Source organism: Streptomyces sp. P9-2B-2 (assembly GCF_030406865.1).
Classification (GTDB): domain Bacteria; phylum Actinomycetota; class Actinomycetes; order Streptomycetales; family Streptomycetaceae; genus Streptomyces; species Streptomyces platensis.
This window is the reverse complement of record NZ_CP129126.1, coordinates 5,080,562-5,095,718: the sequence shown is the minus strand read 5'-3', so window position 1 is coordinate 5,095,718 and position 15,157 is coordinate 5,080,562. Positions and strand designations below refer to the sequence as shown.

General features: G+C 74.3%; 4 protein-coding genes. 3 read left to right on the top strand and 1 reads right to left on the bottom strand.

Annotated features, from left to right (window positions below; translation table 11 throughout):
* The first annotated feature begins 24 nt into the window (after positions 1-24).
* The 3 genes from QT196_RS22310 to QT196_RS22300 are packed head-to-tail and all read left to right on the top strand — an operon-like array spanning position 25 to position 14,326.
* Positions 25-7,902 (top strand): non-ribosomal peptide synthetase, encoded by a 7,878-nt coding sequence (locus tag QT196_RS22310; RefSeq protein ID WP_290355535.1) that lies wholly within the window; start codon positions 25-27, stop codon positions 7,900-7,902.
* Entirely contained in the window at positions 7,899-13,550 is a 5,652-nt protein-coding gene (locus tag QT196_RS22305) for a non-ribosomal peptide synthetase (protein WP_290355534.1), read from the top strand. Before QT196_RS22310 ends, QT196_RS22305 begins: the two co-directional genes overlap by 4 nt.
* Positions 13,547-14,326 carry an amino acid racemase gene (locus tag QT196_RS22300; RefSeq protein ID WP_168480708.1) on the top strand — a complete coding sequence of 260 codons (780 nt, stop codon included), beginning with the start codon at positions 13,547-13,549 and terminating at the stop codon, positions 14,324-14,326. The genes QT196_RS22305 and QT196_RS22300 overlap by 4 nt, the downstream gene beginning before the upstream one ends.
* On the opposite strand, the gene QT196_RS22295 is transcribed toward QT196_RS22300, so the two are convergent.
* A complete protein-coding gene (locus QT196_RS22295) occupies positions 14,263-15,042 on the bottom strand; it encodes an alpha/beta fold hydrolase (protein ID WP_168480707.1) in 780 nt (259 codons plus the stop codon). The two genes, QT196_RS22300 and QT196_RS22295, sit on opposite strands and share 64 nt — an antisense overlap.
* Between the last annotated feature and the right edge of the window lie 115 nt (positions 15,043-15,157).

Here is a 15,157-nt window from a genome sequence, read left to right as displayed (position 1 = left end):
CCTGAAGGAGTCCCTTTGTTCCCCATGTCGTACGCCCAGCGCCGGCTGTGGTTCGCGTTCCAGCTGGAGGGACCCAGCCCGACGTACAACTGCCCGCTGTACGTGCGCCTGTCGGGCGAGCTGAACCGGGACGCGCTGGTGGCCGCGGTCGCGGATGTGACCGGCCGGCACGAGGTGCTGCGGACCCGGTTCGCGGAGGAGGACGGCGAACCCGGCCAGGTGGTGCTGACCCCCGAGGACGGGCGGCCCGAGGTCCGGTTCGTGGAACTGTCCGGGGAGGCGGCGCTGACCGGGGCGCTGGCGGAGCAGGCGCGCCACTGCTTCGACCTCACCGCCGAGGTGCCGCTGCGGGTCACCCTCTACCGGGTCGCCGAGCGGGAGCACGTCCTGCTGCTGCTGATGCACCACATCGCGGCCGACGGCTGGTCGATGGCGCCGCTGGCCCGGGATCTGTCGGAGGCGTACGCGGCCCGCTGCGCGGACGCCGGGCCGCAGTGGGAGCCGCTGCCGGTCCAGTACGCCGACTACGCGCTGTGGCAGCAGGACGTGCTGGGCTCCGAGGACGACCCGGAGAGCCTGCTGTCGGAGCAACTCGGTTACTGGCAGCAGCAGTTGGCGGGCGCGCCGGAACTCCTCGAACTGCCGCTGGACCATCCGCGTCCGGCGGTGGCGAGCCACCGGGGCGCGACCGTGCGCTACACCCTCGACGCCGGCCTCCACCGGCAGCTGGTGGAACTGGCCCGCGCCTGCGACGCCACCGTCTTCATGGTCGTGCAGGCCGGGCTCGCGGTCCTGCTGTCGCGGCTGGGCGGCGGCCGCGACATCCCGGTCGGTACCGCCGTGGCGGGCCGTACGGACGAGGCGCTGGACGACCTCGTCGGCTTCTTCGTCAACACCCTCGTACTGCGCACCGATCTCTCCGGCGACCCGACCTTCCGCGAACTGGTGGCCCGGGTCCGGGACACCGACCTCGCCGCCTACGCCCACCAGGACGTGCCCTTCGAGCGCGTCGTCGAGGCCGTCAACCCGGGCCGGTCGCTGTCCCACACCCCGCTCTTCCAGGTGCTGCTGACCCTCCAGAGCAACGCGGACAGCACCTTCGCCATCCCGGGCGTCGAGGCCTCCTTCGGCGATGTGGCGACCGGGGTGGCCAAGACGGACCTCACCTTCTACCTGGAGGAGCGGTACACCTCCGGGCAGGCCCCGGCGGGCATGGTCGGCGAGATCCAGTACGCCGTGGACCTGTTCCGGGAGGAGAGCGCGGAGATCCTGGCGCAGCGGCTGATCCGGGTCCTCGACGCGGTGACCGCGGCCCCGGACCGGGCCGTGAGCCAGGCTCCGGTGCTCGACGCCGCCGAGCACCGGCAGCTGATCGTGGAGCGCAACGCGACCGGCCACCCGGTCCCGCCGGCGACCATGCCGGAGCTCTTCGACACCTGGGTGGGCACCGATCCGCAGGCGCCCGCGGTGGTGTGCGAGGACCTCGTGCTGAGTTACGCGGAGGTGGCGGAGCGGGCCAACCGGCTGGCCCGGCTGCTGATACGCCACGGCGTGGGCCCGGAGACGGTGGTGGCGCTCGCCGTGCCGCGCTCACCGGAGATGGTGGTCGCGGCGCTGGCGGTGCACAAGGCGGGCGGGGCGTATCTGCCCGTCGACCCGGAGTACCCCGCCGAGCGGATCGCGTACATGCTCGACGACGCCCGCCCCGCCTGCCTGCTCACCGTCGGCGGCGTCACCCTGCCCGAAACCGGCTGCCCCCGCCTGCTCCTGGACGACCCCGCCGTCCTCGCCACCCTGAACGACCTGCCCGCCACCCCGCTCGGCCCCCGCGCCGGCCTCCAGCACCCCGCCTACGTCATCTACACCTCCGGCTCCACCGGCCGCCCCAAGGGCGTCGAGGTCACCCACGCCGGAGTGGCGTCGCTGGCGGCCACCCACGCCGAGGCCTTCGCGGTCGGGCCCCGGTCCCGGGTGCTCCAGTTCGCGTCGCTGAGCTTCGACGCCGCGGCCTGGGAACTGATCATGGCGCTGACCACCGGCGCCGCCCTGGTGGTGGCCCCCGCGCACCGGCTGGCGCCCGGCGAGCCGCTGGCCCGGCTGCTGGCGGAACAGCGGGTCACCCACGCCACCTTGCCGCCCGCCGCGCTCGGCGTGCTCGGGCCGGACGGTCTGCCCGCCGGGATGACGCTGGTGGTGGCGGGCGAGGCCACCGCCCCCGAGCTGGTCGGGCGCTGGTCGGCCGGACGGCGGATGGTGAACGCCTACGGCCCGACCGAGGCCACCGTCTGCGCCACTATGAGCGAGCCGCTGTCGGGCGCCCAGGTGCCGCCGATCGGCGGCCCGATCCGCAATGCCCGGGTCTATGTCCTGGACGCCGCGCTGCGCCCGGTGCCCGCCGGGGTCGCGGGCGAGCTGTATGTCTCGGGCCCGGGGCTCGCACGGGGCTATCTGGGGCGGCCGGGGCTGACGTCGGAGCGGTTCGTCGCCGATCCGTACGGTGCGCCCGGCAGCCGGATGTACCGCACGGGCGACCTGGCACGCTGGCGGGCCGACGGCCAGCTGGAGTTCCTGGGCCGCACCGACCACCAGGTGAAGATCCGGGGCTTCCGCATCGAACTCGGCGAGATCGAGGCCGCGCTGAGCGCCACCGGGCGGGTGGCCGAGGCGCTGGTCACGGTGCATGACGACGCGACCGCCGGGCGCCGGCTGGTGGCCTATGTGACGGCGGCGGGCGGTGCGGAAGCGCCCGACCCGGCGGCACTGCGCGAGCTGGTCGCGGAGTCGCTGCCGGACTACATGGTGCCGTCCACGGTGATCGTCCTGGAGCAGTGGCCGCTGACCCCGAACGGCAAGGTCGACCGGGACCGACTGCCCGCCCCCGACTACGCCGCGCACGCCGAGAGCGGCGGCCGGGCCCCTCGCAACGCCACCGAGGAAACCCTCACCGCGCTCTTCGCCGAGGTCCTGGGCCTGCCCGGCGTCACCATCGACGACAACTTCTTCCACCTCGGCGGGCACTCCCTGCTCGCCACCCGCCTCCTCAGCCGGATCCGCACCGCCCTGCACGCCGAGATCCCGCTCCGCGCGCTCTTCGAGCACCCCACCGTCGCCGCGCTCGCCCCCCGGCTCACCGGCGCCCGCACGGCCCGCACCCCCCTCACGGCCGCCGACCCGCGCCCCGCGCACCTCCCGCTCTCCCCCGCGCAGCGCCGCCTGTGGTTCGCCTACCAGCTCGAAGGCCCCAGCCCCACCTACAACATCCCGCACGCCCTGCGCCTGACCGGGCCGCTCGACCACGCCACCCTCACCCAGGCCCTCGCCGACCTCACCGACCGGCACGAGACCCTGCGCACCCGTATCACCGAGCACGACGGGGAGCCCCACCAGACCGTCGTCCCCGCCGAGCAGGCCCGCCCCGCACTCCCCCTCGTCCCCACCACCGAGGACCAACTCCCCCACCACCTGGCCGAACAGGCCACCCACGCCTTCGACCTCACCCACGAGAACCCGCTCCACGCCACTCTCTACCGCCTGGGCGCACAGGACCATGTCCTGCTGCTGCTCCTGCACCACATCGCGGGCGACGGCTGGTCGATCGCCCCGCTCCTCGACGACCTGTCCACCGCCTACACCGCGCGCCACCAGGGCACCGCCCCCGGCTGGCAGCCCCTCGCCGTCCAGTACGCCGACTACACCCTGTGGCAGCGGGAGGTGCTGGGCTCCGAGGGCGACCCGGACAGCCTGATATCGGGCCAACTGGACTACTGGCGTGGGCAGTTGGCAGGCGCTCCGGAGCTGCTGGAGCTGCCGCTCGACCGCCCCCGGCCCGCCGTCGCCTCCCACCGGGGCAGCACGGTCGGGCTGGCCGTCGACGCCGAGGTGCACCAGGGGCTGGTCGCGCTCGCGCAGGCCACCGACTCCACGCTGTTCATGGTGCTGCACACGGCGGTCGCCGCGCTGCTGTCGCGGCTCGGCGCGGGCACCGACATCCCCCTGGGCACCGCCGTCGCGGGACGTACCGACGACGCCCTCGACGACCTCGTCGGCCTGTTCATCAACACCCTCGTACTGCGCACCGATGTCTCCGGCGACCCGACCTTCCGCGAACTCCTCACCCGGGTCCGGGAAACCGACCTGGCCGCCTACGCCCACCAGGACGTGCCCTTCGAGCGCGTCGTCGAGGCGGCGCGGGTCTCCCGGGTGCTCTCGCACATCCCGCTCGCCCAGGTGATGCTGCACCTCCAGAACAACGCGGACGCGCCGGGCAGCCTGCACGGGGACGTGCGGATGGCGACCGAGCCGACCACGCTGGAGGCGGCCAAGTCCGATCTGTCCTTCGGGCTGCGCGAGCGGTTCACCGGGGACGGCCGGCCCGCGGGCCTGACCGGCTCCCTTGAGTACGCCGAGGATCTCTTCGGCCGCGACGGGGCGCGGGCCCTCGCCGCGCGGCTGGAGCGGATGCTGACGGCCGCCGCGGCCGCACCGGACCGCCCCGTGAGCGAGGCCGACCTGCTGGCGCCGGGCGAACGGCAGCGGCTGCTGGTGGAGTGGAACGGCGCCGCGGGGGAGGCGGTCCCGGCCTCGCTGCCGGAGCTGTTCGAGGCCCAGGTGGCACGCACCCCCGATGCCGTGGCGGTGGTCTACGAGGGCACGACGCTGACCTACCGCGAGCTGAACGCGCGGGCGAACCGGCTGGCCCGGCTGCTGGTGGCGCACGGCGCCGGTCCGGAGCGCTTCGTGGCGCTCGCGCTGCCGCGGACCGCCGAACTGGTCGTGGCGCTGCTGGCGGTGGTGAAGTCCGGGGCGGCGTATGTCCCGGTGGACCCGTCCTACCCGGCGGACCGGACCGCGTACATGCTCGCCGACTCCGGCCCCGAGCTGCTGCTGAGCACCACCGAGGCCGCGGCCGGGCTGCCGGCGTCCCGGCCCCGGACCCTGCTGCTGGACGACCCCGGCACCGCCCGTGCGCTGGCGGGGTACGACGGCGGCGAGCTGACCGACGCGGACCGCGGCGGCCCGCTCTCGCCGTCGAACGCCGCGTATGTCATCTACACCTCGGGCTCCACGGGCCGCCCCAAGGGCGTCGTCGTCCCGCACCGCAATGTGGCGCGGCTGTTCGCGGCGACCGAGGAGTGGTTCGGCTTCGGCCCGGACGACGTGTGGACGCTGTTCCACTCGTACGCCTTCGACTTCTCGGTGTGGGAGCTGTGGGGGCCGCTGCTGTACGGCGGCCGGCTGGTCGTGGTGCCGTACGAGGTGAGCCGTTCCCCGGAGGACTTCCTGCGGCTGCTGGCCGACGAGCGGGTGACGGTCCTCAACCAGACGCCGTCGGCGTTCTACCAGCTGATGCAGGCCGACGCGGAACACCCCGACCTCGGTGCGCGACTGGCGCTGCGCCGCGTGGTGTTCGGCGGTGAGGCGCTGGATCTGGGCCGGATGGCCGAGTGGTACCGCCGCCACGGGGACACCGCGCCGGTCCTGGTGAACATGTACGGGATCACCGAGACCACCGTGCACGTCAGCCATCTGCCGCTGGACGAGCGGGCGGCGGCCGGGCAGACCCGGAGCCTGATCGGCCGGGGCATCCCGGATCTGCGGATCTATGTGCTGGGCGACCGGCTGGAGTTGCTGCCGCCGAACGTGCCCGGCGAGATGTATGTGGCGGGCGCCGGGCTGGCCCGCGGCTATCTGCACCAGCCCGCGCTGAGCGCCGGTCGGTTCGTGGCCGACCCGTTCGGGCCGCCGGGCGCGCGGATGTACCGCACCGGTGACGTGGCCCGCTGGACGGCCGACGGGCAGCTCGAATACCTCGGGCGCGCCGACGACCAGGTGAAGGTGCGCGGCTTCCGGATCGAACTCGGCGAGATCGAGGCCGCGCTGGAGTCCCACCCGGCGGTGGCGCAGGCCCGGGTCGTCGTCCGGGAGGACGGGCCCGGCGAGAAGCGGCTGGTCGGCTATGCGGTCCCGGAGAGTGGGGCGGGCGGGCTGCCCGCCGCGGGCGTGCTGCGGGAGCACCTGTCCGGCGCGCTGCCTGACTACATGGTCCCGGCCGCCGTCGTCGCCCTGGAAGCCCTGCCGCTGACCGCCAACGGCAAGCTCGACCACAAGGCGCTGCCCGCGCCCGAGTACACCGGCAGCACCACCGGCCGGGCCCCGCGCACCGCCCGCGAGGAGACCCTGTGCCGGGTCTTCGCGGAGGTGCTCGGCCTCGCGCACGCCGGAATCGACGACAGCTTCTTCGAACTCGGCGGGGACAGCATCAGCTCCATCCGGCTGGTCTCCCAGGCCCGTGCCGCGGGGCTGGAGGTGACGGTCCGGCAGGTCTTCGAGTGCCGTACGGCCGCCGCGCTCGCCGCCATCGCCACCGAGATCTCCGGAGAGACCGCGCCGCGCCCGGCCGACGACGGCGTGGGCGACTTCCCGATGACGCCGATCATGCACTGGCTGTCCGCACAGGACGGACCGACGGCGGGCTTCAACCAGTCCATGACGATCCGGGTCCCGGCCGGGCTCGGGCAGCGGCAGCTCACCGACGCCGTACAGCGCTGGCTCGACCACCACGCCGTGCTGCGGCTGCGGATGACACGGGCCGAGGACGGTGCGGGACGGCCGACGGTCGGCGCCCCCGGATCCGTCCCCGCGGACTCCGTCCTGCGCCGGGTGGAGATCGCCGGACTGGCCGCCGGTGCCCGGGACCTGGCGCTCACCGAGCACGGGGAGAAGGCCCGGCTGCGGCTCTCCCCGCACGACGGCGCCGTGATCCAGCTCGTCTGGTACGACGCCGGGGACGCGGCACCGGGACTGCTCCAGATCCTGATCCACCACCTCGCGGTGGACGGCGTCTCCTGGCGCATCCTGCTGCCCGATCTGCAGACAGCCTGGGAGGCCGCCGCGGACGGGCGGGACCCGGCGTTCGCCGAGGTGCGCACCTCGTTCCGCCAGTGGGCGCAAGGGCTGCACGAGAGTGCTCAGGAGCCCCGGTGGGAGGACGGCCTCGGGGTGTGGACCTCGGTCCTCAGCGACCCGTCGGCGGCCGCGCTGCCCGGCGTACGGCCGCTGGACCCGCGGACCGACACCGCGGAGACCGTGCGCCATATGACCCTCGGTCTGCCGCCGGAGCGCCTCGAACCGCTGCTGACCACGGTCCCGGCCGCCTTCCACGCGAATGTGAACGACGTGCTGCTGACCGGCTTCGCCCTCGCCGTCCTGGAGTGGCGCCGCCGGCGCGGCGACCGCTCGGCGGCGGGTGTCCTGGTCGACCTGGAGGGCCACGGCCGCGAGGACATCCTGGACGGCGCCGACCTGTCCGCCACCGTCGGCTGGTTCACCAGCCTCTACCCGGCGCTGCTGGCCCCCGCGGCCGTCGACTGGGCGGAGCTGCGGGCGGGCGGCCCCGGCGTGGGCGCGGCCCTGAAGGCGGTCAAGGAGCAGCTGCGCGCGCTGCCGGGCAACGGCGTCTCGTACGGCATGCTCCGCTACCTCAACCCGCGCACCGCACCGCGCCTCGCCGAACTCCCCGCCCCCCGCCTCGGGTTCAACTACCTGGGCCGGTTCGCGGCGGCGGGCGGCAGCGACGGCGAGCTGTGGACCATGGCGAACGGGCTGCCCTCGCCCGCCCCGCGGGACGCCGGGGCCGCGGTCCCGCACGCGCTGGAGGTCAACGCGCTCACCGAGGACCTGCCCGGCGGGCCGCGGCTGAACGCCACCTGGTCCTGGCCGGCCGGCCTCCTCCCGGAGCCGGCCGTGCGCGAACTCGCCGAGCTCTGGTTCGAGGCGCTGGACGCGCTGGTCGTCCACACCGCCGGCGCCGAAACCGGCGGTCACACACCCTCCGATCTCTCCCTCGGGCTGTCCCAGGACGAGATCGACGCACTTGAAGCAGAACTGGGGATGCTCCGATGAAAAAGCAGTCCGCGCTGGAAGACGTCCTTCCGCTGACGCCGCTCCAGGAAGGCATGTTCTTCCACTCCTGGTACGACGACGAGGCGGTCGACGTCTACGGCGTCCAGATGGTCCTCGCCCTCGACGGACCGCTGCGCCCGGACCTGCTCAGGGCATCGGTGGCGGCGCTCCTCAAGCGCCACCCCAACCTGCGGGCGGGCTTCCGGCAGCGGGCGAACGGCCAGCCGTTCCAGGTGATCCACCGCGAGGTGCCGCTCCCCTGGGAGGAACTCGACCTCACGGCGCAGGACGACGCCCCGCGGCGGCTGGCGGAGTTCCTCACCGCCGACCGCGCCCGCCGCTTCCCGCTCGACCGCCCGCCGCTGATGCGGTTCACCCTGGTGCGGCTCGGGCCCGACCGGCACCGGCTGGTGCTCTCCAACCACCATCTGCTGCTGGACGGCTGGTCCACCCCGATCCTCGTACGGGAGCTGTTCACCCTGTACGAGCACGGGGGCGACGACCGGGCGCTGCCGCCGGTGGTGCCGCAGCGCACCTACTTCAGCTGGCTGGCCGCCCAGGACGACGCCGGGTGCGAGCGGGCCTGGCAGCAGGCGCTCGACGCACTGCCCGGCCCCTCGCTGGTGGCGCCCGCCGACCCGGGCCGGGTGCCGGTCGCGCCGGAGCGGGTGGTGGCCGCGTTCCCCGAGGGCTTCGGCGGCGACCTCGACCGGTTCGCCCGGCAGCGCGGGCTGACCGTCAACACCCTGGTCCAGGGCGCCTGGGCGGTGGTCCTGGGCCGGCTCACCGGCCGCGACGACGTGGTCTTCGGGACCCTGGTCTCCGGCCGCCCGCCGGAGGTCGCCGGGATCGAGTCGATGGTCGGGATGTTCATCAACACCGTCCCGGTCCGGGTACGGCTCGACGCGGGCGCCCCGGTCGTGGACCACCTCGCACGGCTCCAGGACGAGCAGACCGCGCTGCTCAGCCGGCACCACCTCAGCCTCGCCCGGATCCAGCGCCTGGCCGGGACCGGCGATCTCTTCGACACCTTCATGGTGTTCGAGAACTTCCCCGGGGACGACGGCGCCCGGCCCTCGTACGCGGGCGTACGGGTCGAGGTCGCCGAGGGCCATGACTCCGCGCACTACCCGCTGCGGGTGGTCGCGGGTCTCACCGGGCAGCGGCTCCAGATCGAGCTGGAGTACCGTCCCGACCTCTTCGACCGGGACGAGGCCGCGGCCGTACTCGGCGCGCTGGAAGGCGTACTGGGCGAGATCGTCGCCGGTCCCGGGCAGGCCGTCGCCGACCTCACCTGCCCGCTGCCGGCCACGTTCCGGCGACTGGACACCGCCGCCCCGGCTCCCGGGCCGGGCCCCGACGACGAGGCCGAGGTACTGCCGCCGGTCGCCAGGACGGCGTTCTCGGCCACCGAGGACATCCTCCGCGGCCTCTTCGAAAGCGTGCTGGGCCGCCCCTGCCCGGGGGTCGACGACAGCTTCTTCACGCTGGGCGGGCAGTCGCTCACCGCGATCCGGCTGCTCAGCCGGATCCGCGCGGCCTTCGGCGTGGAGCTGCCGGTGCGGTCCGTCTTCGAGTCGCCGACCGTGGCCGGGCTGGCCGCCCGGCTGGCGCAGGCGGACACCACCCGCCCGGCCCTGGTGCGGGCCGTGCGCCCGGAGCGGCTGCCGATGTCGTACGCCCAGCGCGGTCTGTGGTTCGCCTTCCAACTGGAGGGCACGAGCCCCACGTACAACATCCCACTGCCGCTGCGGCTGCGCGGCGCCCTGGACCGGGACGCGCTGCGGGCCGCGGTGGGCGATGTGCTCGACCGGCACGAGGCGCTGCGCACCCGGTTCACGGAGGTGGCCGGTGCGCCCTGCCAGATCGTGCTGCCTCCCGAGGAGGCCCGCCCGGAGCTGGAGTTCGTCACGCTCGACGGCGAGGAGCAGCTGGCCGCCGCCCTGGCCGAGCGGACCGGGCGCGGCTTCGACCTGGCCGGGGAACTCCCGCTGCGGGTCACGCTGCTGCGGATCTCGGACCGGGAGCATGTGCTGCTGCTCCTCATGCACCACATCGTGAGCGACGGTTCCTCGCTGGCGCCGCTGGTCCGGGACCTCTCGGTGGCGTACGGGGCGCGGCTGCGGGGCGGCGCGCCCCGGTGGCAGCCGCTGCCGGTGCAGTACGCCGACTACGCGCTGTGGCAGCGGGAGCTGCTGGGCGCCGAGGACGACCCGGACAGCGTGCTGGCGCAGCAACTCACCTACTGGCGCAACCAGTTGGCGGGCGCTCCGGAACTGCTGGACCTGCCGCTGGACCGTCCCCGCCCGGCGGCCGCCAGTCACCGCGGCTCGACCGCGCCGTTCACCCTGGACGCCGCGACGCACGAGCGGCTGGTCGAGCTGGCCCGGCGGTCCGACGCCACGGTCTTCATGGTGCTCCAGGCCGGACTGGCGGTCCTGCTGTCGCGGCTCGGCGCGGGCAGCGACATCCCCGTCAGCACCGTGGTGGCGGGGCGCACCGACGAGTCGCTGGAGGAGCTGGTCGGCTACTTCGTCAACAACCTCGTACTGCGCACCGATGTGTCCGGCGACCCGACCTTCCTGGAGCTGCTGAAGCGCGTCCGCGAGACCGATCTGGCCGCGTACGCACATCAGGACGTGCCCTTCGAGCGGGTCGTCGAGGCGGTCAACCCCACCCGGACGCTGTCCCACGCACCGCTCGCCCAGGTGGCGCTGATCCTCCAGAACACCGGCAGCGCCACGCTGGAACTGCCGGGTCTCGATGTCTCCTTCGAGGGCGAGGCCGAGGCGGCCGCCAAGGTCGACCTCGCGTTCAACCTGAGCGAGTCCCGTACGGCCGAGGGCCGCCCGGCGGGGATCGGCGGTCTGCTCGAATTCGCCGCTGACCTCTTCGACCCGTCGACCGCCCGGCGGCTCACCGAACGTCTGGCCCGGCTGCTGGCCGACGCCTGCGCCGGCCCCGAGCTGCCGGTCAGCCGCCTGGAGGTGCTCTCCGCCGACGAGCGCGACGCGCTGCTCCAGGACGGGCCGCACCGGCGCCCCGCGCCGCCCGCCGCCACCTTCGCCGAGCTCTTCGAGCGCCAGGTGCGCCGCGCCCCGGACCGCCCCGCGCTGGAGACGGACGGCGTCCTCAGCTACGCGGAACTCAACGAGCGCGCCAACCAGTTGGCGCGGCTGCTCGTCACCCGCGGGGCGGGCCCCGAGCGCGCGGTCGCGGTCGCGCTGCCGCCCTCCGGGCACCTCGCGGAGGCCGTCCTCGCCGTGCAGAAGGCCGGTGCGGTCTATCTGCCGCTGGACCCGGGCTATCCGGCCGAGCGGCTGGCCGCGATGGTGTCGGACGCCGCGCCCGTCCTGCTGCTGACCACTGCCGCGCTCGCGGACCGGCTGCCAGAGACCGGTGCGGTACCGGTACTGCTGGTGGACGACGCCACCACCACGACCGCGTGCGCCGCACTGTCCGGCGCGGACCTCGCCGACGCCGAGCGGACCGCCCCGCTGCGGCTCGACCACCCGGCGTACACCATCTTCACCTCCGGCACCACGGGCCGCCCCAAGGGCGTCGTGGTCACCCACACCGGGCTGGCCGCCTTCGCCGCCAACCAGGCCGCGCACTACGGCGTCGGGGAGGGCAGCCGGGCGCTCCAGCTCGCCTCGCCCAGCTTCGATGTCTCGGTGGCGGAGTTCTTCTGGTCGCTGCTGTGCGGCGGGTGCCTGGTCGTCCCGGAGGGGACTCCCACGGGCGCGGAGCTGGTCGAGGTGCTCCGGGAGCGCCGGATCAGCCATCTGATGATCCCGCCGTCGGTGCTGGCCGAAGTGCCCCGGACCGCACTGCCGGAGCTGAAGGTGATGATCACCGGCGCGGAGGTGCTGCCCGCCGAGCTGGCCGGGTTCTGGGGCCGGGACCGGACGCTGATCAACGCCTACGGCCCCACCGAGGCCACCTGCGATGTCAGCTTCGCGATCCGCGACCCGCGGACCGCGGACGGCACCGCGGTCATCGGGCGGCCGATCGACGGCGCCCGGGTGTATCTGCTCGACGCGGCCCTTCAGCCGGTGCCGTCCGGTGTGGTCGGCGAGCTGTACGTCTCCGGCACCGGCGTGGCCCGCGGCTATCTCCACCAGCCGGCGGTGACCGCGGACCGCTTCGTCGCCGACCCGTTCGGCGCCCCCGGCTCCCGGATGTACCGCACCGGTGACCTGGCGTACTGGGACGGCGAAGGACAGCTCCGTTTCTGCGGCCGGGCCGACAGCCAGGTCAAGGTGCGCGGCTTCCGGATCGAGCTCGGCGAGGTGCGGGCGGCGGTGAGCCGGTGCGCCGGAGTGGGCCGTGCCGTGGTGACCGTCCGCGAGGACCGGCCGGGCGACCGCCGTCTGGTGGCGTACGTCCAGCAGGCACCGGACGAGCCGCCGTTGAGCCCGGCGGCGGTACGGGACGAGACCTCCGCGCTGCTCCCCTCGTACATGACGCCCTCGGCGTTCGTCGTCGTCGACAGCTGGCCGCTGACACCGAACGGCAAGCTCGACCACCGGGCGCTGCCGGCGCCCGCCCCGGTCACCGGGCGGGCCACCCGGCCGCCGGCCTCCCCGCAGGAGGAGCTGCTGTGCCGGCTCTTCGCGGAGGTCCTGGGCGCCGAACAGGTCGGCGTGGACGACAACTTCTTCGAGCTGGGCGGGCATTCGCTGCTGGCCACCCGGCTGGTGAGCCGCCTCGCGGCACTCCTGGGCGGCGCCCCGGCGCTGCGCGATGTGTTCGCCGCACCGACCCCGGCCCGGCTCGCCGCCCAGCTCGACGGCGGCGGCAGCAGCGCCTTCGAGGTGATGCTGCCGCTGCGCACGGCGGGCCGCACCGCGCCGCTGTTCTGTGTGCACCCGGTCGCCGGATTCAGCTGGCGCTACTCGGCGCTGCTCGGCGCCCTGAGCCCCGACCACCCGGTGTACGCGCTCCAGTCCCGGGGCCTGGACGGCACGGAGGCGCCCGCCCGTTCCCTCGACGAGATGACCGAGGACTACGTCCGCGAGATCCGCCGGGTGCAGCCGGAGGGCCCGTACCACCTGCTGGGCTGGTCACTCGGCGGGATCATGGCGCACGCCGTGGCCACCACGCTCCAGGCGCAGGGCCAGGAGGTGGCGCTGCTCGCCGTGCTCGACGCCTACCCGGCACCGGCCGACGGCCCCGGCACCGGCGGCCCCGAGGAGATCCTCACACAGATGTACGAGGGTTACGCCGGGATCTACGGCCTGCCCGAGGGCGCCTCGCCGGAGCTGCCGGACACCGACGTGATGCGGGCCCGGATCACCGACTGGCTGGGCCGCGGCGAGAGCGAGCTGCGCCATCTCGACGACGCGCAGCGGGCGGTGGCCCTGGACATCATGGTGAACAACGTGACGCTCACCAACGCGCGCCGCCCCGACCGGTTCCGCGGCACGATGCTGCTGGTGGTGGCCACGCAGAAGCAGCAGGAGTGGACCAGCCCGCAGGCCTGGAAGGAGTTCCTCGACGGCGAGCTGGAGATCCACGAGGTGGACTGCGAGCACGCCAGGATGCTGGAGCCGGGGCCGGCCGCCGACATCTGCGCCGTCCTCGCGCCGCGGATCTCCGGGCCGCGGGACACCACGGCCGGCGCGGCCGCGGGGAGCACCCGATGACCACCCCGGTGCTCCCCGCAGCGGCGGTCCTCGGCGTCCTGGGCGGCATGGGCCCGCTGGCCTCGGCCGAGTTCCTCCGGACGCTGTACGCGGGCGAGTGGCACGGTCCTGAGCAGTCCCGCCCGCGGGTGCTGCTGGACTCCGACCCGGCCTTCCCCGACCGCACCGAGGCCATCCGGCAGGGCAGGGCCCGGGAGATGACCGAGCGGCTGGAGGACCGGCTGGCGCAACTGCTGGAGCGGGGCGCCGATCAGGTGGTCGTGGTGTGCTTCACGGCGCACCACTTCCTGCCGCTGGTCGATCCGGTGCTGCGCGGGCGGGTGGTGTCCCTGGTGGAGACCACGGCGGCGGAACTGGCCGGTGCCACCGGCCGGTTCCTGATGCTGTCCACCGAGGGCAGCCGCCGGGCGCGGATCTTCGAGTCGGAGCCCGGCTGGGACGCCGTGGCCCACCGGGTGGTGCGCCCCGACGAGGACGCCCAGGCCCGGGTGCACCGGCTGATCTACCGGATGAAGCGCTACGGCCCGCTGCCGCACGAGGCGCTGCCCGAAGTGGAGCACCTCATGCGGCGGCACGACTGCACCGGCGTCGTGCTGGGCTGCACCGAATTCCACCTGGTGTCCCGGGATCTGACGGAACGCTACGGCCCGGACCGGACGGTGGACGCCCTGCGCACCCTCGCGGTCCGCTTCTCGGCGGGCCTGCCGGCCCCTCAGCGGCTGGTGAGCAGCCTGCCCACCTCGGCCACCAGAGAGGGTGCCTGCTCCAGCAGGTAGAAGTGGTCCCCGGGGCGGACCCGCAGCCCGAAGTCCCCCTCGGTCACCTCCGCCCAGGCCCGCATGTCCGCTTCGTGGACATGCGGGTCGCGGTCGCCGAGCAGGGCGGTCACCGGCACCCCGAGCCGGGGCAGCGGGGCCGGCGGCCGGTAGTCGTCGATCAGCCGGTAGTCGGCGCGGATGGCGGGCAGCAGCAGCTCCCGCAGATCGGGGTGGTCCAGGGCGGCGGAGAACGTCCCGCCGAGCGCCATGACATCGGCCACCAGCACCTCGTCGCTCTCCCGGGAGATCCCGGAGGGCCGCAGCCGGGACGGTGCGCTGCGGCTGGAGACCAGCAGCCGGCTCAGCACACGTCCGTGCCGCCGCTCGATCCGCAGCGCCACCTCGTGCGCGACCGACGCCCCCATGCTGTGCCCGAAGAAGGCCAGCGGCCGGTCCAGGGCGGGCACCAGCTCCCCGGCGATCCGGTCGGCGAGCGCGTCCATCGACTCGACGGGCGGCACCGCGATCCGGTCCTCCCGTCCGGGATAACAGACCGCGACGACCTCGATATCCGCCGGCAGCCACTGCGGCCAGTCCCGGAAGAAACTGGCCGCGCCGCCGGCGTGCGGAAAGCAGACCAGCCGCATCCGGGGGTCCGGAACCGGCCGGGGACGGCGGAACCACTCCTGGTCGAGGGCGCGGTGCGGGCCCCTCGCGGCGCGGGAAACAGTCATGGTCAACCCTTCGGGAGATACGGCACAGGGGAGGTACGACCGGGGCCGGACTCGGCCGGAGACGCTAGCGGACGCCCCTATCGACGCCGTATCAGGACCCCGTCGGCATCACGGC

Coding starts and splice junctions, on each gene's coding strand:
- QT196_RS22310 (WP_290355535.1), top strand. CDS start 25: ATGTCGTACGCCCAGCGCCGGCTGTGGTTCGCGTTCCAGCTGGAGGGA.
- QT196_RS22305 (WP_290355534.1), top strand. CDS start 7,899: ATGAAAAAGCAGTCCGCGCTGGAAGACGTCCTTCCGCTGACGCCGCTC.
- QT196_RS22300 (WP_168480708.1), top strand. CDS start 13,547: ATGACCACCCCGGTGCTCCCCGCAGCGGCGGTCCTCGGCGTCCTGGGC.
- QT196_RS22295 (WP_168480707.1), bottom strand. CDS start 15,042: ATGACTGTTTCCCGCGCCGCGAGGGGCCCGCACCGCGCCCTCGACCAG.